This is a genomic window from Verrucosispora sp. SN26_14.1 (assembly GCF_004307965.1).
Lineage (GTDB): Bacteria > Actinomycetota > Actinomycetes > Mycobacteriales > Micromonosporaceae > Micromonospora.
The window spans coordinates 1-20,759 of record NZ_SISL01000018.1; the positions used below are offsets into that span (position 1 = coordinate 1).

Here is a 20,759-nt window from a genome sequence, read left to right on the forward strand (position 1 = left end):
AGTTGTGTATAAGAGCCAGTCGGCCAGCCGTGCGGCGGTGTTCACGGTGTCGCCGATGACGGTGTACTCGATGGCGGCCTGGATGCCGGCGATCACGTCACCGGTGTTCAGCCCGACCCGCAGCCCCAGCGGCGCACCGCCGCCGCGCTCGTCGTCGAGCACCCGGCGGACCGCCCGCTGCATGGACAGGGCGGCCCGGACGGCGCGTTCGGCGTCGTCCTCGTGCGCGACCGGGGCGCCGAAGACCGCCATGATCCCGTCACCGGTGAGTTTGTCGACGTGCCCGCCGAAGGTCTTCACCGCGCCGGCCAGGGCGGCCAGCACGCGGTCGGTGACCGCGCCGACGCGTTCCGGGTCGAGGTCCTCGGACCAGGAGGTGAAGTCGGACAGGTCGCCGAAGAGCACGGTGACCACCCGCCGCTCGGCGGCGGGCAGGGTGGCGGCGGCCGGCAGCGCGGCGCCGCAGTTGTGGCAGAACCGGGCGCCGGGCACGGCGACGGTTCCGCACACCGGGCAGGTCACGGTCGGTCCAACCTCGCGGCGTCACCCTCGGATTCCCGGCCCAGGTACTCCAGTTGGGCGCGCACGGACCACTCCGCCGCCCACCAGAGCGACCGGTCCACGTCGGCGTAGACGACGGCGACCACCTCGGCCGGGGTCCGCGCCCCACCGTCGCGCGCCGCCCGGACCTGGTCCAGGCGGGCCCGGCGGTGGGCCAGGTAGAAGTCGGCGGCGGCGCCGCAGTCGGCCAGCGCCGGCCCGTGGCCCGGCAACGCCGGGATCCCCCGGTACGCGGCGAGCAGTTCCAGGCTGGCCAGGTAGTCGCCGAGGTGGCCGTCCGGATGGGCGACCACGGTGGTGCCCCGCCCGAGAATGGTGTCGCCGGTCAGGACCACCTGCCGGCCACCGTGCTCGACCAGGAAGCAGACCGAGTCGGCGGTGTGCCCGGGGGTGGGTACGAGCCGGATCGTCAGCCCGTGCCCGTCCACGTCTCCGGCGGCGTCGAGTGCCGGACCGCCGATGCTGTGCGCCGGGTCGGCGGCGCGTACCGGCGCACCGCCGAGCATCTCGTGCAGGCGCGGCGAGGCTTCGGTGTGGTCCGGATGCCCGTGGGTGATCAGCACCAGGCCGACCGGTCCCCACTGCGCGATCGCGGCCAGGTGGTCCTCGTCGGCCGGCCCCGGGTCGACCACGACGCCGTACGCCGCGCCCGGGGCGCGCAGCAGCCAGGTGTTGGTGCCGTCCAGCGTCATCGGCCCCGGATTTGGTGCCCGCAGCAGCGTCACCCACTCCGGCAACTCGCTGGCGAGGGCGCTCACCGCCCCCGTCACATGCCCTCCCATGGCTGCGATCGTACGACCCCGGGCACGCACCTCCGCGATCTTGCAGTTCTGGTCCCCGATTCGCCCTCGTTAGGGGCCTTCGTCCGGCAGGAACCACAAGATCGCGGCGGTGCGGTCAGGCGACCTCGACGATGACCTCGACCTCGACCGGCGCGTCGAGCGGCAGCTCGGCCACGCCGACGGCCGACCGGGCGTGCCGACCGGCCTCACCGAACACGGCGCCGAACAGGTCGGACGCTCCGTTGATGACGCCGGGCTGACCGGTGAAGCCGGGGGCGCTGGCCACGAAGCCGGTCAACTTGACGATCTTGACGACGTTCTCCAGGCCGACCAGCGAGTCGATCGCGGCGAGCGCGTTGAGGGCGCACCGCTCGGCGAGCTGCTTGGCCTGGTCGGCGGAGACGCCGGCACCGACCTTGCCGGTGGCCAGCAGCTTGCCCTCGGCCATCGGGAGTTGCCCGGAGACGTACACGTGCTGGCCGGACTGCACCGCCGGGACGTAGCTCGCCACCGGCGGGACCACCTCCGGCAGCTCCAGCCCGAGTTCCGCCAACTTCCCGTGCGGTCCGTTGCTCACGGCCTTATGCCTTCGGGCGCTTGAGGTAGGCGACGAGCTGCTCCGGGTTCGGCCCGGGTACGACGGAGACCAGTTCCCAGCCGTCCTCACCCCAGTTGTCGAGGATCTGCTTGGTCGCGTGGACCAGCAGCGGGACCGTGGCGTATTCCCACTTCTGCATCGGTGGAGAGCTCCCTCGGTGGCATGGACACTTCGGGGCACAGCCTACGGTCCGCCGGCCGGTCAGGACGCGGGACGCTGCTCCGAGGTCGGCCACTGCTCCGTGGCGGGACGCTGCTCGGGGGCGATCGACACGTCCCCGCAGAGCCCCTTGTGGTCGTACGGCTGGGGGCACCGGGTGCGGTCGGGCAGCAGCAGGTCGCAGAAGACCCGGTGCCGGTTGTTCTGGTCGTCGGCGGTGGACACCTCGGTCTCCCCCGCGTCCAGCTCGGGCAGGAAGTTCAGCGAGGTCGCCACCCGGGCCGCCAGCGCGGTCGCGGCGGCCAGGTCGGCCACCCGGACGGGCAGGTGGATGACGTAGCCCGGAACCTCGTCGTCCCGCCCACCGGCCGGCTCGACCATGCCGACCGGGTCGGCGGGACGCCGGTACGACCGCTCGTTGACCGGCAACCGGCCGGAGGGGTCGCCGCCGGCCGTCCGGCTGCCCCGCCGCCCCCCGACGGAGAACTGGGCTCGGGGGGTGTTGTCGATGTCGCGCATGCACTGCCTCCGGGCGTCGTACCTGGTCACGGCGCCGCCGGCCGGTCCGGCACCGCTGCGGCCAGCCCAGTCAGGGCGTGCCGGAGCGACGGTAGGGCGGCGGCGGCGGTCCCATCAACAGGACGCGCACGCCCGGCGGCCTTTCGTCACATTTGCGACACCCCACCAGCAGGAAACTGATGGCGCCGTCCGCACAGGTGACACCGGGACCCCCGCACCCCACCGATGGACCGCTACCCTTCCCGTCTGGACGGGCGCACGGCCCGGCCGCCCCAATCCCACGCCCGTCGCTGTCGCGCGACGGTGCGCCGCACCCGGGGGTACGCGATGACCCAGCCACCCGCAGGCGGCCCGACCGGCCCCACCGACCCGCTGCCGGCCGGCCCACCGGTCGCCCCCTCCTCGCCGGCCGGTCCGGAACCGGTCACGGCGTCGCCCGGCAGCCATCCGCCGTACCCGCCACCGACCGCGCCACCCCGGAAACGGGGTGGCGCCATGGTGGCCTCGATCGCCCTGGCCGTGGTGCTGCTGCTCTGCGCGGGCGGCGGCGTGGTGGCGTTCCTGACCGTGCGCAACGCCGAGTCCGGCGAGGGTGCCCAGGATCCGTCGGTCGCGGTCGACGACTTCCTCACCGCCGTTTACCAGGAGCGGGACGCGGCCAAGGCGGCCCGACTGGTCTGCACCGGCGCACGCGACCAGGACCGGATCCGGGCCAAGGTCACCGAGGTCGAGCAGTACGTGGCAGCCCACCAGAGCCCCCGCTTCCGCTGGGACACCCCGACGGTGGACAACGAGACCGGGGACCGCGCCACCGTCACCACCACCGTGACGGTGACCACCGCCGACGAGAAGATCGCCGACCAGGACCTGCGCTTCACCGTGATCCGGAAGAGCGGCTGGTGGGTCTGCGAGGTCGCCTGAGCCGGCCGGCTGGATAGGCTCGGCCGGTGGGAGCAGCGCAGCGCCCGGCCGACCGGGCCGGCACGGAGTGGCCCGCCCGACTGCACGTGGTGACCGGCAAGGGCGGCACGGGCAAGACCAGCGTGGCCGCCGCCCTGGCCCTTGCCCTGGCCGCCGGTGGGCGGCGCACACTGCTGGTCGAGGTGGAGGGGCGGCAGGGCATCGCCCAGCTCTTCGGCACCGACCCGTTGCCGTACGCCGAGCGGCGTCTGGCGGACGCGGCGGACGGCGGTGAGATGTGGGCGCTCACGGTGGACGCCGAGGAGGCCCTGCTGGAGTACCTGGACATGTTCTACAAGCTGGGTGCCGCCGGCCGGGCGCTGCGCAAGCTCGGCGCGATCGACTTCGCCACCACCATCGCCCCCGGCCTGCGCGACGTGCTGCTCACCGGCAAGGTCAAGGAGGCCACCACCCGCAGGGTCGAGCAACGGCGGGTGTACGACGCGGTGGTGCTGGACGCCCCACCGACCGGCCGGATCGCGCGCTTCCTGAACGTGACCGCGGAGACCGCCCGGCTGGCCAAGGTCGGCCCGATCAAGACCCAGAGCGAGGGGGTCTCGGTGCTGCTGCGGTCGCCGATGACCGCCGTGCACGTGGTGACGCTGTTGGAGGAGATGCCGGTCCAGGAGACCGTCGACGCGATCGCCGAGCTGGCCTCGCTCGGTTTCGGGGTGGGCCGGGTGATCGTCAACGGGACCCGGCCGCCGCTGCCGGCGGGACGGATGGTCACCGAGGCGGAACTGGAGCGGGGGCTGCGCGCCGCCGGGTTGTCCGCCGACCGGCGTGTCCTCGCCGGGTTGCGCGACGAGGCACGTGACCAGGCCGTCCGCCGGGATCTGGAGGACTCGCTCCGCGCCGATCTGGCGGAACTCGACGTGCCCCTGGTGGAGCTGCCCCTGCTGCCCGACGGGGTGGACCGCGCCGGCCTGGACGTGCTCGCCGCAGCCCTGGTGAAGGGCGATTGACTCACACCTGACGTCGGCCCGCCGCGCGGACCGGGTCGGGCCGATACGCTCGAATGGTGCCTTCCGACAACGCCGCACCGCCGCTGGACGTCGACCGGATCCTGGCCGATTCCGGCGTACGGATCGTGGTCTGCTGCGGTGCGGGCGGGGTGGGTAAGACGACCACGGCCGCCGCGCTCGCACTCCGTGCGGCCGAGCGACACGGTCGCCGTACGGTGGTGCTCACCATCGACCCGGCCCGCCGGCTGGCCCAGTCGCTCGGCCTGACCGAGCTGGACAACACGCCCCGGCAGGTGAAGGGGATCGACGTCGAGGAGAGCGGCGGCGAGTTGCACGCCATGATGCTCGACATGAAGCGCACCTTCGACGACGTGGTGCTCGCGCACACCGATCCGACGAAGGCTGCCGAGATCTTCGCGAACCCCTTCTACCAGGCGATGAGTTCCACCTTCGCCGGTACGCAGGAGTACATGGCGATGGAGAAGCTGGGCCAGTTGCACGCACGGGGCGACTGGGACCTGATCGTGGTGGACACCCCACCGTCGCGGTCGGCGCTGGACTTCCTGGACGCGCCGGCCCGACTGTCCCGGTTCCTCGACGGACGGATGCTGCGCCTGTTGCTGGCCCCGGCGCGGACCGGCGGGCGCAGCATGTTCAGCCTGGTCACCGCCTCGTTCGGGATGTTCTCCCGAGTGGTACAGAAGATCCTCGGCGCGCAGTTGCTGACCGACCTGTCCGGCTTCGTGGCCGCGCTCGACTCGATGTTCGGCGGGTTCCGGCAGCGGGCGGAGCAGACGTACCGCATCCTCCAGGCGAACGAGACGGCGTTCCTGCTGGTCGCGGCCCCGGAGCCGGACGCGGTCCGGGAGGCCGCCTACTTCGCCGGACGCCTGCGGGAGGAGAACATGCCGCTGGCCGGTCTCGTGCTCAACCGGGTGCACCGCCCGGCCGACACCGGGTTGGACGCGTCGGCCAGCCGGGCCGCCGCCGACCGGCTGGCCTCGACCGGGAGCCACGAGGGCGTCGTCGAGGTGTTGCGGGCCCACGCGGCCCTGTCCGAGCAGGCGGTTCGCGAAGAGCGTGTGGCGGCACGGTTCACCGAGGCGTTTCCGCAGGTGCCGGCGGTCTCGGTGACGGCACAGCCCGCCGACGTGCACGACGTCGACGGGCTGCGGACGATCGGTGCGGCGATCGGCCGCTCCTGACCGTGCCGGTCAGGTGGTGGCGAGAATCTTGTCCTTGCCGACCTTGTCCTTGGCGTTCTTCTTCATCGCCGCCTCGAACATCTTGCGCCAGCTGGTGACCTGCGGGTGCCGACGCAGCAGTGCCCGGCGTTCGCGTTCGGTCATGCCGCCCCAGACGCCGAACTCGATGCGGTTGTCCAGCGCGTCGGCCAGGCACTCGTAGCGGACTGGGCAACTCCGGCAGATCCGCTTGGCCACGTTCTGTTCGGCGCCCTGTACGAACAACGCGTCCGGGTCCCCGTTCTGACATGCCGCCAACGACGGCCAGTCAGTGATCATGCCCATCTGTACTCGTCCCCCCTTGCAGTACTACCGACGCCGTCGCGGGTCAGCCGGCAATTCCCCCCGGTCATCCGGCACGCCTTACCCCAAGGCGGCACAGACGAAATGTGGCGCTGTCGCCGCAACCATCATGCTCTGTAGTCACCCGATTACGCAACGTTGTCGGCCAAATCCATCATTCCGGACACTCCCGGCTTCTCGGGCTCGGGGCCCCCGCTTACCCCGCCCGAGTCCGCGAAAACGCTGCGCGCCACCCCCCACGCGGAGGAAACTCGGCACGGATCACACGCAACCAGATCTCCGGTGCCACGCGTCTAGCACAACGAGGACGGCGCGCGCAGGAAATGGGGAAAAGACGCCCCAGCGCCCCTCGTTACCTGTTCGCGTACCCTGTCGAGGTGACCTGGATGCGGAAACGTGACCACAACATTCTGACCAACGCCGCATCGCTGCTCATCTGTGGGTTGTTGGCCGGCGTAGTGGTCGCCGCAGCGGCATTCCCCGCGGTGGCGATGTCTGGCCTGGCCGCCAAGGCCGGCGCGGAGACCTTCGGCGCGCTGCCGAAGGAACTGACGGTGTCCCGCGCCCCCCAGATCAGCTACCTGCTGGCGTCCGACAAGAAGACACCACTGGCCACGATGTACGACGAGAACCGGCGGGACATCAAGTTCGCCGACATCGGCGAGAACATGCGCAACGCGATCATCGCGGCCGAGGACCACGACTTCTACAACCACAACGGAGTCGACCTCAACGGCGTCGCCCGCGCCTTCGTCAACAACAGCGCCGCCGGCAACGACCGGCAGGGCGCCTCGACGCTGACCATGCAGTACGTCCGGATGGGCATCGCGTACTCGGCGACGCACCCGGCCGACGTGGTCGCCGCGACTGAGGACACCAGCGCCCGCAAGCTGCGCGAGATGAACTACGCGTTGCAGATCGAGAAGACGCTCACCAAGGACCAGATCCTGGAGAGCTACCTCAACCTCGCCGCGTTCGGCAACGGCGCGTACGGCGTCTACGCCGCCAGCCAGGTCTACTTCAGCAAGCCGCCGAAGGACCTGACGGTCGACGAGGCCGCCATGCTGGCCGGCCTCGTGAAGGCGCCGACCTCGTTCGACCCGACCACCAAGAGCGGCTACCCGCAGGCGGTCGCCCGGCGCGACTACGTGATCGACAACATGGTCAAGACCGGTGCCGTCACCCAGGAGGACGCCGACAAGGCCAAGGCAGTCAAGCTGGTGGTCAAGGGCAAGCGGGCGCCGAACGGCTGCGTCGCGACGAACAAGAACGCCTGGGGCTTCTTCTGCGACTACTTCTACCGCTGGTGGATGTCGCAGGAGACGTTCGGCTCGACCACGTACGACCGGGAGCGGCGGCTCAAGAGCGGCGGCTACACGATCATCACCACCCTGGACAAGCAGGCCCAGGAGGGCGCCGACAAGGCGGTCCGCAAGGCCAAGTCGGTGAAGTCCAAGGAAGCCGCGATGATCGCGGTGGTCGAGCCCGGCACCGGCCGGGTCCGTGCCCTCTCGGTCAACCGCAACTTCAAGCTGGACAACCCGAACAAGCCGAAGAACCTGCCGCACAGCGACCCCAAGCAACGCGGGAACGGCAAGCTCGGCAACTATCCGAACACGGTCAACCCGCTGCTGACCGGCGGTGACGGGATCACCGGCTACCAGGCCGGCTCGGTCTTCAAGATCTTCACGATCGTGGCCGCACTGGAGAAGGGCATCCCGCTCAGCTACACCATCAACGCGCCGCAGCAGTTCAAGTCGGAGTACATCATCAGCCCCAGCAGCCCGGCCGCCTGCGAGGGTACGCACTTCTACTGTCCGACCAACTCGAACCTCCAGCCCGGTGGCGTGAAGGACATGTGGAGCGCCTTCTCGGCCTCGACCAACACGTACTTCGTCCCGCTGCAACAGCAGGTGGGCGCGGCGAACGTGGTGGACGTGGCCAAGCGCCTGGGCATCCAGTTCCGGGAGCGCGAGGACGCGGACCTCGCGCGCACCAAGGAGTCGGCGAACCAGTGGGGCGCTTTCACGCTCGGCGTCTCGCAGGTCACCCCGCTGGAGTTGGCCAACTCCTACGCCACGCTGGCGGCCGACGGCAAGTACTGCGAGCCGACCCCGGTGCAGGAGATCCGCGATCTCGACAAGAACAAGCTGGACGTGGCGAACCCGCGCTGCGAGAAGCGGATCAGCACGGACGTGGCCCGGGCGGCCGTGGACGCGGCCCGCTGCCCGGTCGGCGACAACTCCCCCACCACCAAGTGTGGTAGCAGCCGGACGTCCCCGCAGACCAAGGTCGTCGTCAACGCTCCGGTCGCCGGCAAGTCCGGCACCACCGACTCCGAGAAGACCGCCTCCCTGGTCGCGATGACCAAGCAGTACGCGGTCGCCGGCATCATGGCCGACCCGGACTGGCCGCAGACCAACGTCAAGATGAGGCACAACGCGGCGGACGGCATCAACCCGCCGGTCAACGAGACGTTGAAGGCCGCGATGGACGGCAAAAAGAGGATCAACTTCGACCCGCCCGGCAAGAAGATCTCCGAGGGCGACCAGCGCAGCATCCCCGGCGTCAAGTGCCTCTCCGTCGACGAGGCCAGATCACGCATCTCCGGTGCCGGGTTCCAGCCGGTCGTCTCCAGCAACCGGGTCGCCTCGGAATGCGCGGCGGGCACCGCGGCCGGCACCAGCCCTGACGGTCGCACCATCAAGAACGGGATCGTGACGATCCTGGTCAGCGCCGGTGGTGGCGGAAGCAACGCCGGTAACGGCCCTCCGGGTGGTACGCCGAGCAGTCCCGGTCGACCGCCGGGCAGACCTGGCGGCTGATCACCGCTGAGACCGCACGCGAACGGGCGGGCAACCCTGGAGAGGGATGCCCGCCCGTTCCGCGTCGTCGGGAGTGATCAGCGGTAGCGCCGCGTCCGGGGCGTACCGGCCGGTGACGTGTCAGAGACCGAGCTGTCGGCGTACCTCGGCGGCAACCCGACCGCCCTCGGCCCGGCCGGCCGTCGCAGCCTGGGCCGCCTTCATGGCCGGGCCCATCTGTGCCTTGCCGGTGAACCCGCCCCCGGCGAGTGCCCCCGCGACAAGCTCGGTCAGCTCGGCGTCGGAGAGCTGCTTCGGCAGGTAGCGCTCCAGCACCTCGCCCTCGGCGGTCTCCTTGGCGGACTGCTCGGCGCGACCCGCGTCGGCGAAGGCGGTGGCCGCCTCGCGGCGCTTCTTGGCCTCCTTGGTCAGCACGCCCAGCACCTCGTCGTCGCTGAGCTCACGCTTGGCCTTGCCGGAGACCTCGGCCGTGCCCACGGCGGCCAGGGCCATCCGCAGGGTGGAGGTGGTCAGCTCGTCGCGGGCCTTGAGGGCGGCGCGCATGTCGGCGGTGAGGCGGTCCTTCAGCGTGCTCATGGTCGCCCAAACTACCCTGATCGGCATGCGAAAGCGCACACTATTCCGGCTCGCGACCGCCACCGTCGCGACGGGCGCCGCCGCCCTGGCGTACGCGTCCCTCGTCGAGCGCAACATGTTCACCCTCCGGCGCTTCGACGTCCCGGTGCTGCCGACCGGCACCGAGCCGCTGCGCGTCCTGCACCTCTCCGACCTGCACATGACCCCCAACCAGGTACGCAAGCAGAACTGGGTGGCCTCGTTGGCCGCCCTCGACCCCGACCTGGTCGTGGTCACCGGTGACAACATGGCCCACCCGGGAGCGGTGCCGGGTGTCCTGCGGGCGCTGCAACCGCTGCTCGACTACCCGGGTGCCTTCGTCTTCGGCTCCAACGACTACACCGGGCCGGTGCTGAAGAACCCGTTCAGCTACTTCCTGCCCGACCGGGAGTACACCGAGGGCGTCGAGCTGCCCTACGAGGAGCTGCGCGACGTCTTCAGCGGGGCGGGCTGGACCGACCTGAACAACCGGCGGGTGACGCTCAAGGCCGGTGGCCGGACGATCGACATGGCCGGCGTGGACGACCCGCACATCGAACGCGACGACTACCCCTCGGTGGCCGGTCCGGTCTCCGCCTCGGCCGATCTCTCCATCGCCCTGACCCACTCCCCCGAACCGGCGCTGCTCGACGAGATGGCCGCCGACGGCTTCGGGCTGCTGCTCGCCGGGCACACCCACGGCGGCCAGGTGTGCGTACCGGGTGTGGGCGCGCTGGTGACCAACTGCGGGCTGCCCCGGTCGATGGCAAAGGGCCTGCACCGCTGGCCCGGCTCGGACTCCTGGCTGCACGTCTCCGCCGGCCTCGGTACCCATCCGACCGCCCCGGTCCGGTTCGCCTGCCCGCCCGAGGCCACCCTGCTCACCCTCATCCCCCGCTGACCCTCCGGCCCCGGGGGTACCGAGTTTGACCCCCGGGGCGGGTGGGCTAGTATTTGTCCGCACGCCTCGGGGTGTGGCGCAGCTTGGTAGCGCGCTTCGTTCGGGACGAAGAGGTCGTCGGTTCGAATCCGGCCACCCCGACAGATGTGAGGCCCTGACCGGCATTCTCGCCGGTCAGGGCCTCACTCGTGTGCAGGGCAGCGGTCCTGCACGGGGGCGCACCCGTGGGCCGGCCGGTCGGACAGTGCACACCATTCGGTCGAACGCTCCGGGCCTCGCATCGCCCCCCGCGTCCCACCCCCCGAGAACGGGCGTGGTGCACTACAGTCCGAGAACGCCCGAAAGGCCGCCTGACCTCACTCGGCACGGCCGCCACCACAATCGGGGCACCTCGTTCGAACACAAATACCTACGCGCAAAGTCGCTGAGATCAGTTCAATGTTTGCTGGTTCGGTAATCCTCCACTCAAGCCAGGATAAACCAGACAGGCGATAATTCCTGGGGTCGACCCTTTTTCCTCCACCACTGAGCGTGTTACCGTACTCACGCAACAACGGCCGTAGATGGGTTGGGGACCCCGGCTGATAATTTCCAATGGGGGGAACAGTGCGTTGTCCAAGCTCGGCGCGCTCCGAGTTGACCCCGCAGATGCTTGTTTACGATGATTTCGACCAGCGCGGCCAGGCTCGCTGGATGTCCTATGTGATGCATTTTCACCGCGTGCACTACCGCTCTCCCGTCATCAATACGGATCGTCTCGGTTTTCGCATCTCGCACGGCGCCGACGGGTACGCCTCGGCGGGCGGGGAGCCGGCCGACGGCCCGATCCGGTTGTTGGCCGGCAGTTCCATGGCGATGGGCATCGGAGCCACCTGCGACCAGGCGACACTCGCCTCGCGACTGTGGACCGCCCACGCACCGTCGCTGCCCTGGTTGAACTTCGCGGGACGCAGCCATTCCTCGGCCCAGGAGCTGCTGCTCTTCCTCTTCTACCGGCATCTGCTGCCGCCGGTGGAGGAGATCGTGATCGTGTCCGGGCTCAACAACCTGGCCCTGGCGCGCCTACCCGCCGCCCAGCGCGGCGACGACGGCGCGTTCTTCAACTGCGGTGACTTCTTCGGCCAGATGGACAAGCTCAGGTCCCAGCACCGGACGCATCCCTTCGGCTCCGGCACCTCGTCGACCGGCGGCGACGAACCGGTCCGCCCGCTGGAGGTACGCATCGCGGACGCCGCCGCGCTGACCGTGCGGCACCTGGAGTCGTGGAAGCAACTCGCCGCCGCGACCGACACCAGGATCACGTTCGTGCTGCAACCGCTGGCAACCTGGGTACGCGAGACGGCCGCGCCACCGGAGAAGTGCCTCTTCGACGAGCTGGACAAGATCTCGAACTTCTGGGAGTTGTTCGGCGACATCGCCACCCGGGAATCGGTCCGCAGATATGCGGAGCTGCTGCAACTGGGCTGCGAGAAGATCGACGTCGGGTTTCTGGACATCAACCCCCTCCTCGCGACCAGCGTCAAGGACGACAGCTGGCTGTTTGTCAACCGGGCCCACATGACCGACCACGGGTTAGACCTGGTGGCCCGGCTGTTGGCCGAACAGTTGAATTTCTCGTCCTAGGACCGACACGGGTCCGACTCAGGTGAGGGCAGAAAGATGAACGTGGTGCGCAGAATTCTTAACAAGATCTTCGGTCGCAAGAAGAAGCCGAAGAACGACGCCTCGATCTACCCCATGTTCTAGCTTCTGCGAAGACGGCGACACCTTTCCCGTCACGACGAATGGCACGTTCGTCGCGCGGGCCATCCGTGCCGTCCAGATTCCGCACACATTTGGTTACCACATTGTTTCGAGATACCAGACACGAATAGAGCCAGGAGCTGGCAGTGTCAACGAAAGAAGTCGGTCAGTCAGGTCGACATACGGCCCGACCGCTTGATCAGCAGGCCCGGTCCCGCGAGCTCTTCGTCATCGCGGTCGACCCCGAGACCTCCTTTCCCGGCGACCCGTTCGTGACACGGCTGCGGGCCGAGATCAGTAACGTGGCAGATCGCGAGTCGTCGCCGACCCCGTTGGACGTGCTCCGGGACGAGGCGGTGCGCTGGTCGACCGCCGAGTCCCGCCGGTTCGAGGAGTTGGGCGCGACGGCCTCGGCTCCGCCGGCCACCGAGTCCCTCGTCCGCCGCACCGCGCTCGCGGTGGCACCGCTCGCGCTGCGGTCGGGCGCCTGGTTGCAGTGGCAGAGTGCGCCGGGCAACGCGGACGACGCGACCACACTGCGCATCCTGACCCTGTACGCGTCGGACGTCGGCGTCGGCCGGCCGCAGGACTCCCGGGGCAGCGTCTACCTGACCCTGCTCCGGCACCTGCACCTCTCCGAGCACGCGGTGCCGGTGGCCCGGCTGGTGCACGACCCTCGGGTGGCCGACCACCACTTCTATCTGCCCGCGATGCTGCTGGCCATGAGCCGGAGACCGGCCGACTTCCGCCCCGAGATCATCGGCGCCGACCTGTGCCTGCGGACGGTCGGGCTACTGCCCGCGTTGCGGCTGGTACGTCAGGCGCATCCGCAGCTCGTGGAGTGGAGCGCGATCGATCCGTCCGCCGGCCGGGACGGCGCGGCGCGTACCGGGTTGGAGCTCTGCCTGGACGTCGTCGAGCACGGGTTCGACGACGGGGAGCTGGCCCGGGTACGCGACGGTTTCCGGTGGGCGCTCACCGTGCTGGACAGGTGGAGCAGGAGCCTCTTCGCCGAGTTGGAGGAGGCCCTCGACCCGGCGTACGAGATGGCCGAGCTGCTCCGCCATCGGGCCCGCGAGGGCGCCGTCTACCACCGGGACTTCACCGTCGGGGACCGTTCGCTGTCGAACTGGTTGGAGGAGGCTCGGACGGATCCGCGCGGGTTGCTGGCCGAGCTGGCCGCCAGCCGTCTGGTCAAACCGGGCCGCTCCGCACAGAGTCCGCTGGTCAACGGCCTCGTCGGGGAACGGGGCCCGATGTTCCGGGTGTTCTCCCCGGCCGATCTGGTCGTCATCCGCCGGTGGATCGACTCGCTCCCCACCGGGCAGCCGGTGCGCGATCACCCCGGACCGGTCCACGACGTGCACACGGTCTCCCCGGAGCTGCTGGCCCCGGTCACGGCCGGTCCGGTCGCGAACGACCGGGAGCCCGTCGACGTCCGGGAGGCGTACCACCTCCTCCAGCAGCGGACGGACACCCCTGCCGTCCGCCGGTTCGCCGTCGACTACGTGCGGGGCTGGCTGGCGCGGTCCCGGCACAACATGGCCTCCGACCCGCAGCGCCTGCCCGACGTGTGGGGCCGGGAGGGGCTGCGGCCCTGGCTCGTCGAGCAGCACGACCGGCAGGGGCGTGACTTCGAGGAGTCGGCCGGCGCGCCGATGCCGTCCCGGGAGGATCTCGTCGACTCCACCGTGCAGCTGGCCCCGTTGACGTTGATCGACGGTGCCTGGCTCCAGGGGTTCACCGACTACGAGCACGCGGCGTCGGAGCAGGGCTACTTCCTGTTCGAGACCTACTGGGACGAGCTCGGCAACGGCGTGCCACGGATGAACCACCCGTTGATCTATCGGGAAGTGCTCGCCGAGATGGACGTCCGGGTGCCGCCGACCGCGTCGCGGGAGTTCGCCGAGTGGGACGGATTCCGGGACGAGTCCTTCGAGCTGCCGGTGTACTGGCTCAGCATCGGGCGCTTTCCGCGTACGTTCCTGCCGGAGATCCTCGGGTTGAACCTGGCCATGGAGCTGTCCGGCGTGGGCGGGACGTACCGCCGGGCACGTCAGGCGTTGAAGAGCTACGGCTTCTCCACGAAGTTCGTGGACATCCACAACACCATCGACAACGTCGCCACCGGGCATTCCGCCTGGGCCGCCGATGCCGTCGACACCTATCTCGCCTCGCTGCCGGTGTCCCACGGCGCGCAGGCGGTCACCGAGGTCTGGGACCGGGTACGCACCGGCTTCCGCTCGCTCAACCCGCCGACGGGTCTGCTGGCTCGACGGGCGTTTCGCCGCGCCCGCAGGGCCAGCAGGTCACTCGCCGCCATCTGACCGTCCACCCGCCCACACCCACAACCGAGGGGAACGCCCGTGGGAAAGCTGGTTCTGGGGTTGTCCGCCTACTACCACGACAGCGCGGCGGTGCTGGTGCGGGACGGCACGCCCATCGCGGCCGCCCAGGAGGAGCGGTTCACCCGTAAGCGCCACGACCCGGCCTTTCCGACCGAGGCCGTCCGGTACTGCCTGGCCGAGGGCGGCGTCACGCTGCGCGACGTGGACGCCGTCGCCTACTACGAGGACCCGGAGCTGAAGTTCGGCCGGGTGCTGACGAGTTTCGCCGGATCGGCTCCGTTCTCGCTGGAGGCGTTCACCAGGGTCCTGCCGGAGTGGATGTCCTGGAAGCGCGACACGATCGGAGAGGTACGCCGGTCGTTGGCCGCGCTGGGGTCGGCCGAGGTGCCGGAGATCAGCGTACGACGGCACCACGAGTCGCACGCCGCCTCCGCGTTCCTGCCCAGCCCGTACGAGTCGGCGGCGGTGCTCTGCATCGACGGTGTCGGCGAGTGGGCGACCACCACCCTGTGGCACGGTCGGGGCAGCGAGCTGCGTCAGGTGGCGGAGATCCGGTACCCGCACTCGTTGGGCATGCTCTACTCGGCCTTCACCTACTTCTGCGGGTTCAAGGTCGACTCGGGCGAGTACAAGCTCATGGGGCTGGCCCCGTACGGTGTGCCGCGCTACGCGGACGTGATCCGGCAGCACCTGATCGACGTCAAGGACGACGGTTCGTTCCGGCTGAACATGCGCAACTTCGAGTTCCTGCGCGGTCGCGTGATGACCGGCCGTGGGTTCGAGCGGTTGTTCGGTGGCCCCCGGCGCGAGCCGGAGAGCCCGCTGACCGAACGCGAGTTCGACCTGGCCGCCTCGGTGCAGCTGGTGACCGAGGAGGTGGTGACCCGGCTGGCGCGGACCGCCCGCGAGCTGACCGGGGAGACCAACCTGTGTCTGGCCGGCGGCGTGGCACTGAACTGCGTGGCCAACGGCAAGGTCGTCCGGGAGCGCCTCTTCGACTCGGTGTGGGTGCAACCCGCCGCCGGTGACGCCGGTGGCGCGTTGGGTGCCGCCCTGATGGTGGCGACGGAGTGGGGTGCGCCGCGCGCGCACCTCGCCGAGGGCGGCGACGGCATGTCCTCCGCCCTGCTCGGTCCCGCGTTCGACGACGAGGAGATCGCCCGTTTCCTGGACGGTCTGGGTGTGCCGTACACCCGGCTGGCCGAGGACGCCATCGCCAAACACGTGGCGGAGGAGTTGGCCTCCGGCAAGATCGTCGGCTGGTTCCAGGGCCGGATGGAGTTCGGGCCCCGGGCTCTGGGCGCCAGGTCGATCATCGGTGACCCGCGCGACGTCGACATGCAGTCGACGATGAACTTGAAGATCAAGTTTCGGGAGTCGTTCCGGCCGTTCGCGCCGTCGGTCCTGGCCGAGGACGTCGAGGAGTACTTCGACCTGGCCCAGGAGAGCCCGTACATGCTGCTCGTGGCGCCGGTCGCCGGGCGGCAGCGCCGGGCGGTGTCGGAGTCGGCGGCGGCCACCGGCCTGGACCGGCTGAAGGTGCACCGTTCCACGATCCCGGCGGTGACCCATGTGGACCACTCGGCGCGGGTGCAGACGGTCACGGCACGGTCCAATCCGACCTACCACCGGCTGCTGACCTCGTTCAAGCAGATCACCGGCTGCCCGGTGCTGGTGAACACCTCGTTCAACGTCCGGGGCGAGCCGATCGTCGCCACTCCGCACGATGCCTACCAGTGCTTCATGCGGACCAACATCGACCTGCTCGCCATGGGCAACTTCCTCCTGCACAAGGCCGATCAGCCCGTATGGCGGGAGCAGGGCGACTGGCGCGACGAGATCGCCCTGGACTGACCGACCGATTCCGCACCGACGAGGGTTGATCATGAAACTTCTGTGGATCCTGGCCTATCTTCTGATATTCGTTCCGGTTGGTATATTCTTCCGGGTGTTTCGCGACCCGCTGCGCCGAAAACTGCAGCCGGAGCTGAGCACCTACTGGGATTTCCACGAACGGCCGCTGTGATTTCGGCTGCCCATTATCCGAAGCAGGAGAAAAGACGTGATCGACGTCAACGCAGGGCTCGGCATCGCCGCTGTCGCCCTGGCAATGGTGCTCACCCCGGGGCCGAACATGATCTATCTGGTGTCCCGGTCGATCACCCAGGGCCGCCCGGCCGGCCTGGTCTCCCTGCTCGGGGTCGCCGTCGGCTTCTTCGTCTACCTGCTCGCCGCGGTGACCGGTGTCTCGGCGGTGTTCGCGCTGGTGCCCGCGCTCTACACGACGATCAAGATCGCGGGCGCGTGCTACCTGCTGTGGCTCGCGTGGAACGCCCTCAAGCCCGGTGGCCAGTCGGCCTTCGCGCCCAAGGACCTGCCCGTCGACGGGACCCGGAAGCTGTTCACGATGGGCCTGATGACCAACCTGCTCAACCCCAAGATCGCAGTGCTGTACGTGTCACTCCTCCCGCAGTTCGTCGACCCGGCCAAGGGCGACATCGCGACGCAGAGCCTCTCCCTGGGGCTGATCCAGATCACGGTGGCACTGACCGTCAACTGCCTCATCGTGCTCACCGCGGGTTCGGTCGCCGCCTTCCTCGCCCGGAAGCCAGCCTGGCTGCGGGCCCAGCGCTACATGATGGGCACCGTCCTGATCGGTCTCGCGGCGAGCATGGCCTTCGACCGGACGGAGGCATCGGTACCGCAATAGTCGATTCCGGCAACGTCGGGCAATTACTGCGTGCCGCCGAGCGACTTCCTGACTACGTGAACGGTGGCGAACTCGCCACCCATTCGAATCGTGGGATCGACGGAAAGGCGAGGAGCACGCCCCGATGAAGCCGCACATTCTGATCATTCACCGCTGGCGCGATCACTATGCGGGATACGCGGAATACCTCGACCACGACCTGCACCACGTCACGTACGTCTGCACCGAACTGGCCACGGCCGCCGTACCCGCGTCGGCCGCGGCCGTGGCGCTCGTCGCCGCCACCGACCGCCTGGATCTGGTGAGCGCCGCCGCCGACGGGTTGATCGCGCGATTCGGCGTCCCGGAACGGATCGTCGCCCTCAACGAGGGTGACCTGGACACGGCGGCCGAGCTACGCGCCCACCTGGGGGTGGCCGGTGACCGTCCCGACCGGCTGGCCCGGTTCCGCGACAAACTGGTCATGGCGGAGACCGTCGTGCGCGGCGGCGTCGCCATCCCGGCGTTCGCCGACGCACCGGACACTGAGGCCGTCGTACGCTTCGCCGACTCCCACGGCTGGCCGTTGATCGTCAAACCCCGTCGGGGCACGGCCAGCCGGGACGTGCTGCGGCTGAACTCGGTCGACGACCTGGTCACACTCGACCGGTTGCCGCCCGAACCCCGGATGGTGCAGACCTTCTGCCCGGACCAGGTCTTCCACATCGACGGCCTGTGGACCGGTGCCGAACTGGGTCCCTGGCGGGCGTCGCGCTACGTGAACACCTGCATGGAGTTCGCCGCCGGGGACGTGCTCGGTTCGGTCGAGGTGGACGACGCCGACCTGCTCGGTCCGCTCGGCGGGTTCCTCGCCGACGCCTGCGCCGCCTTCGGTGACGCACCGTGGGTGTTCCACATGGAGGCGTTCGTCGGCACCGAGGCCGACGGCACCGTCCGGATCAACTTCCTGGAGGCGGGCTCCCGGGTGGGTGGCGCCGAGATCCCGTTCGTCTGGCGCGAGGTGCACGGCGTCGACCTGATGGAAGCGGCGATCCACATCCAGCTCGGCCGCAACCCGATCGTGCGGCAGATCAGCGATCAGCGGGTCGGCGGTTGGCTGCTGGTGCCGACGCCGGTGCCCGCGCCCTGCCGGATCACCGTCGCGGAACTCGACCTGCCTGCGGCCGAGTGGCCCTACGCCCGGGTGATCCCGGCCGTCGGCACCGAGATCCCCAAGGCCGGCGGCTACGAGCACGTCGGCGCGCGGTTCCGGTTCTCCGGTGCGGCCACCGACGACGTGGAGAAGGCCATCCGTCGTACGGCGGGCCAACTCTGGTTGGAGTGCGTGCCCAGCCGGTCGGACCTGCCGTCGGCACGCTGACGCCACGATGAGCACCTCCTTGTCCTACCTCCACCAGCAGCGTGGCCCCCTCGACAGCGTCGAGTCCGCCGCGTACGAACATGCGGTGCTGGGCAGTCGGCTGCACGCCGACCGCCCGCCGCCGGAGACCGGCATCAGCCGGGGCGAGTGGGCACACGCCTGCGAGAACCTGGTCCGACGCCGGCTGCTCTCCCGCGACGAGGACGGCGGCCTGACCGCAGTGCATCCCGATGTCGCCCTGAGCATCCTCAACGCACCGCTCACCGACGAGATCCGCGAGCGGGAACAGGCGATGGCCGCCAACAGTCGGGTGCTCCAGTCGATCGGCCGACGGCTGGCCGAGAACGGCAGGCAGCACGAGGGCGTACGGGTCGTCCAGGGCGAGAAGGCGATCCGTGACGAGATCGACTCGGCGATCCTGCGCTGCGCCACCGAGATCCTCTCGCTGCGTCCGGGAGGTCCACGGTCGACGGACCAGTTCAGCGCCTCGGAGGCGTCGGTGACCTCGATCTTCGTACGCGGGCTCCGCTGCCAGTTCGTGTACCACCACACCGCCCGCGCGAACCCGGGTCTCACGGCCCGGGCCAAGGCGGTTGCGGCGTACGGCGGTGGCATCCGCACCACGGCGGCGAGTTTCGAACGTCTGATCATCTTCGACCGACGGGTGGCGTTCGTTCCGGTCGACGCACCGGGTGCGGATCACGCTGCCGCCGTCATCTCCGACGACCTGGTGGTGGAGTACCTGCACCGCACGTTCACGCACCTCTGGGCCAACGCGGTCCCGCTCGAACTCGCCGAGGACCAGATGGACGAGGTGTCGCTGGGCACCAGGATGGCGATCCTCCGACTGATGGCCGCCGGGCTCAAGGACGAGGCCATCGCCAACCGGCTGGGCATGGCGCTGCGGACCTGCCGACGGCACATCTCCTCGATCCTCAAGGGTCTCCAGGTGTCGAGCCGGTTTCAGGCCGGCATCAGGATCGCTCAGCTCGGGATCCTCGCCGACGAGGTGGCGGACTCCGACCAGTCCGGCCGGACCGACATCAGCCCGCTCTGGTGACCCCTCCGCCTCTCTCCACCCCATCCGACAAGGAGAACCGACGACGTGAAACTCCAGCGCGAGATCCTGACGCCGCAGATGCTGCAGTACGACGACTTCGCGTCCCGTGGGGAGACGCAGTACCTCCCGTACCTGATGTACTTCAACCGGCCGGACTACCGGTCGGAGGCGATCAACACCGACCGGCTCGGCTTCCGTATCTCCCACGGTGTCGACGAGCAGGCCTCGGTCGGTAGCACCCTGCCCGAGGGGCCGGTCCGCCTGCTGGTCGGCGGTTCCGTCCCGCTCGGGTACGGCTCCACCAGCGACGCGACCACGATGGCGTCGCGGTTGTGGACGAAGCACGCCTCGTCCCGTCCGTGGCTCACCTATGCCGGCCACTGCTACAACTCGACCCAGGAACTGCTGTTGTTCCTGCTCTACCGGCACCTGCTGCCGCCGGTCGAGGAGATCGTCATCCTGAGCGGGTTCAACACGCTGGTGATGTCCCGGCTGGTCGAGATGCACCGCGCCGACCAGGGGCCGTTCTACTTCTGCGGCGAGTTCTTCGAACAGATGGAGGAGGTCCGGGCCAGGCACCGCAAGACGTCGCGTGGTTTCGGTCGCCGGGCCAAGCCGACCGTCCCCTCGTGGCCGTCGCCGGACGAGGTCCGTCCGGAACTCGACGAGGCGATCGCCAGCGCGGTCGACCTGGTCGGCAGGCATCTCGCGAGCTGGCAGGTGCTCGCCGCCGCCACCGGCGCCCGGGTCTCCTTCGTGTTGCAACCGATGGCCACCTGGCTGCGGGCCGAGCCCGCGCCGGAGGAGAAGCTGATCTTCGACGAGCTGGACCGGATCTCCAAGCTGGGCACCTGGGAGGCCCTCTACGGCGACGTCTCCTCGGTGGCGGCCGGGCAGCGGTACGCCGACGCGCTGGCACCGGCCTGCGAGCGGCAGGGCGTCCGCTTCGTGAACCTCAACCCGGTCCTGCGCGCGGCCGTGACCGACCGGTCCTGGCTGTACGTCGACCGGGCCCACCTGACCGACGAGGGCAACGACATCGTCGCCGCGCTGCTCGCCGAGCAGCTCGGCCTCTCCTGAGCCGGCTGCGATGACCGGGCAGCCGTTCCATCCCACGAGAAGGTGCG

20 protein-coding genes and 1 tRNA gene are annotated in these 20,759 nt (G+C 69.7%); 14 read left to right on the forward strand and 7 right to left on the reverse strand.

The annotated features are described in order from the left end of the window. The 5 genes from EYA84_RS03710 to EYA84_RS03730 form a co-directional block, all read right to left on the reverse strand. Positions 1–522: adenylate/guanylate cyclase domain-containing protein (locus EYA84_RS03710; protein WP_236145577.1), on the reverse strand; the 522-nt coding region annotated here is incomplete at its 3' end. After that, positions 519–1,343 carry an MBL fold metallo-hydrolase gene (locus EYA84_RS03715; RefSeq protein WP_131051587.1) on the reverse strand — a complete coding sequence of 275 codons (825 nt, stop codon included), beginning with the start codon at positions 1,341–1,343 and terminating at the stop codon, positions 519–521. The genes EYA84_RS03710 and EYA84_RS03715, both read right to left, overlap by 4 nt. Positions 1,344–1,458: 115 nt before the next feature. Further along, positions 1,459–1,920, reverse strand: a complete 462-nt coding sequence (locus tag EYA84_RS03720; RefSeq protein WP_131051588.1) for a RidA family protein — start codon at positions 1,918–1,920, stop codon at positions 1,459–1,461. Between the two features lie 4 nt (positions 1,921–1,924). Then, a complete protein-coding gene (locus EYA84_RS03725) occupies positions 1,925–2,080 on the reverse strand; it encodes a DUF4177 domain-containing protein (protein WP_013736319.1) in 156 nt (51 codons plus the stop codon). A 62-nt stretch (positions 2,081–2,142) separates the two neighbouring features. Next, the gene (locus EYA84_RS03730; protein ID WP_131051589.1) at positions 2,143–2,619 is read right to left on the reverse strand and encodes a hypothetical protein; all 477 of its coding nucleotides are present in this window, start codon (positions 2,617–2,619) and stop codon (positions 2,143–2,145) included. A gap of 327 nt (positions 2,620–2,946) precedes the next feature. Between EYA84_RS03730 and EYA84_RS03735 the strand changes: the two genes are divergently transcribed. From EYA84_RS03735 to EYA84_RS03745, 3 genes are read left to right on the forward strand one after another with little or no spacing between them, the layout of a single operon-like run. Next, positions 2,947–3,540 (forward strand): hypothetical protein, encoded by a 594-nt coding sequence (locus EYA84_RS03735; RefSeq protein ID WP_131051590.1) that lies wholly within the window; start codon positions 2,947–2,949, stop codon positions 3,538–3,540. A 26-nt stretch (positions 3,541–3,566) separates the two neighbouring features. Next, a complete protein-coding gene (locus EYA84_RS03740) occupies positions 3,567–4,544 on the forward strand; it encodes an ArsA-related P-loop ATPase (RefSeq protein WP_131051591.1) in 978 nt (325 codons plus the stop codon). Between the two features lie 53 nt (positions 4,545–4,597). Further along, positions 4,598–5,749: an ArsA-related P-loop ATPase gene (locus tag EYA84_RS03745; protein WP_131051592.1), complete on the forward strand. Its 1,152-nt coding sequence runs from the start codon at positions 4,598–4,600 to the stop codon at positions 5,747–5,749. A gap of 9 nt (positions 5,750–5,758) precedes the next feature. Here the strand turns inward: EYA84_RS03745 and EYA84_RS03750 are convergent, their stop codons facing one another. Continuing rightward, a complete protein-coding gene (locus EYA84_RS03750) occupies positions 5,759–6,073 on the reverse strand; it encodes a WhiB family transcriptional regulator (protein WP_131051593.1) in 315 nt (104 codons plus the stop codon). A gap of 404 nt (positions 6,074–6,477) precedes the next feature. On the opposite strand from EYA84_RS03750, the gene EYA84_RS03755 reads away from it, so the two are divergent. Next, entirely contained in the window at positions 6,478–8,916 is a 2,439-nt protein-coding gene (locus EYA84_RS03755; RefSeq protein ID WP_131051594.1) for a transglycosylase domain-containing protein, read from the forward strand. A 120-nt stretch (positions 8,917–9,036) separates the two neighbouring features. Here EYA84_RS03755 and EYA84_RS03760 read toward each other — a convergent pair whose 3' ends face one another. Next, positions 9,037–9,492: a GatB/YqeY domain-containing protein gene (locus EYA84_RS03760; protein WP_131051595.1), complete on the reverse strand. Its 456-nt coding sequence runs from the start codon at positions 9,490–9,492 to the stop codon at positions 9,037–9,039. Between the two features lie 25 nt (positions 9,493–9,517). On the opposite strand from EYA84_RS03760, the gene EYA84_RS03765 reads away from it, so the two are divergent. From EYA84_RS03765 to EYA84_RS03805, 10 genes are all read left to right on the forward strand, one after another. Continuing rightward, entirely contained in the window at positions 9,518–10,411 is an 894-nt protein-coding gene (locus EYA84_RS03765) for a metallophosphoesterase (RefSeq protein ID WP_131051596.1), read from the forward strand. A 67-nt stretch (positions 10,412–10,478) separates the two neighbouring features. Beyond that, positions 10,479–10,552: transfer RNA gene (locus tag EYA84_RS03770), tRNA-Pro, on the forward strand. A gap of 552 nt (positions 10,553–11,104) precedes the next feature. Further along, positions 11,105–12,034 carry an Inducer of phenazine A gene (locus tag EYA84_RS03775; RefSeq protein WP_236145578.1) on the forward strand — a complete coding sequence of 310 codons (930 nt, stop codon included), beginning with the start codon at positions 11,105–11,107 and terminating at the stop codon, positions 12,032–12,034. Between the two features lie 266 nt (positions 12,035–12,300). Next, entirely contained in the window at positions 12,301–14,481 is a 2,181-nt protein-coding gene (locus tag EYA84_RS03780; RefSeq protein ID WP_131051598.1) for an iron-containing redox enzyme family protein, read from the forward strand. Between the two features lie 39 nt (positions 14,482–14,520). Continuing rightward, positions 14,521–16,356 carry a carbamoyltransferase gene (locus EYA84_RS03785; RefSeq protein ID WP_131051599.1) on the forward strand — a complete coding sequence of 612 codons (1,836 nt, stop codon included), beginning with the start codon at positions 14,521–14,523 and terminating at the stop codon, positions 16,354–16,356. 31 nt (positions 16,357–16,387) lie between these two features. After that, entirely contained in the window at positions 16,388–16,528 is a 141-nt protein-coding gene (locus tag EYA84_RS32365; protein WP_161594902.1) for a hypothetical protein, read from the forward strand. Positions 16,529–16,564: 36 nt separating this feature from the next. After that, positions 16,565–17,212: a LysE family translocator gene (locus tag EYA84_RS03790; protein WP_131051600.1), complete on the forward strand. Its 648-nt coding sequence runs from the start codon at positions 16,565–16,567 to the stop codon at positions 17,210–17,212. A gap of 124 nt (positions 17,213–17,336) precedes the next feature. Then, complete coding sequence (locus tag EYA84_RS03795; protein WP_131051601.1) at positions 17,337–18,572, forward strand: acetyl-CoA carboxylase biotin carboxylase subunit family protein; 1,236 nt, start codon at positions 17,337–17,339, stop codon at positions 18,570–18,572. Positions 18,573–18,579: 7 nt separating this feature from the next. Then, positions 18,580–19,632: a LuxR C-terminal-related transcriptional regulator gene (locus EYA84_RS03800; RefSeq protein ID WP_131051602.1), complete on the forward strand. Its 1,053-nt coding sequence runs from the start codon at positions 18,580–18,582 to the stop codon at positions 19,630–19,632. A gap of 45 nt (positions 19,633–19,677) precedes the next feature. Continuing rightward, entirely contained in the window at positions 19,678–20,712 is a 1,035-nt protein-coding gene (locus EYA84_RS03805; protein ID WP_131051603.1) for an Inducer of phenazine A, read from the forward strand. Positions 20,713–20,759: the final 47 nt, after the last annotated feature.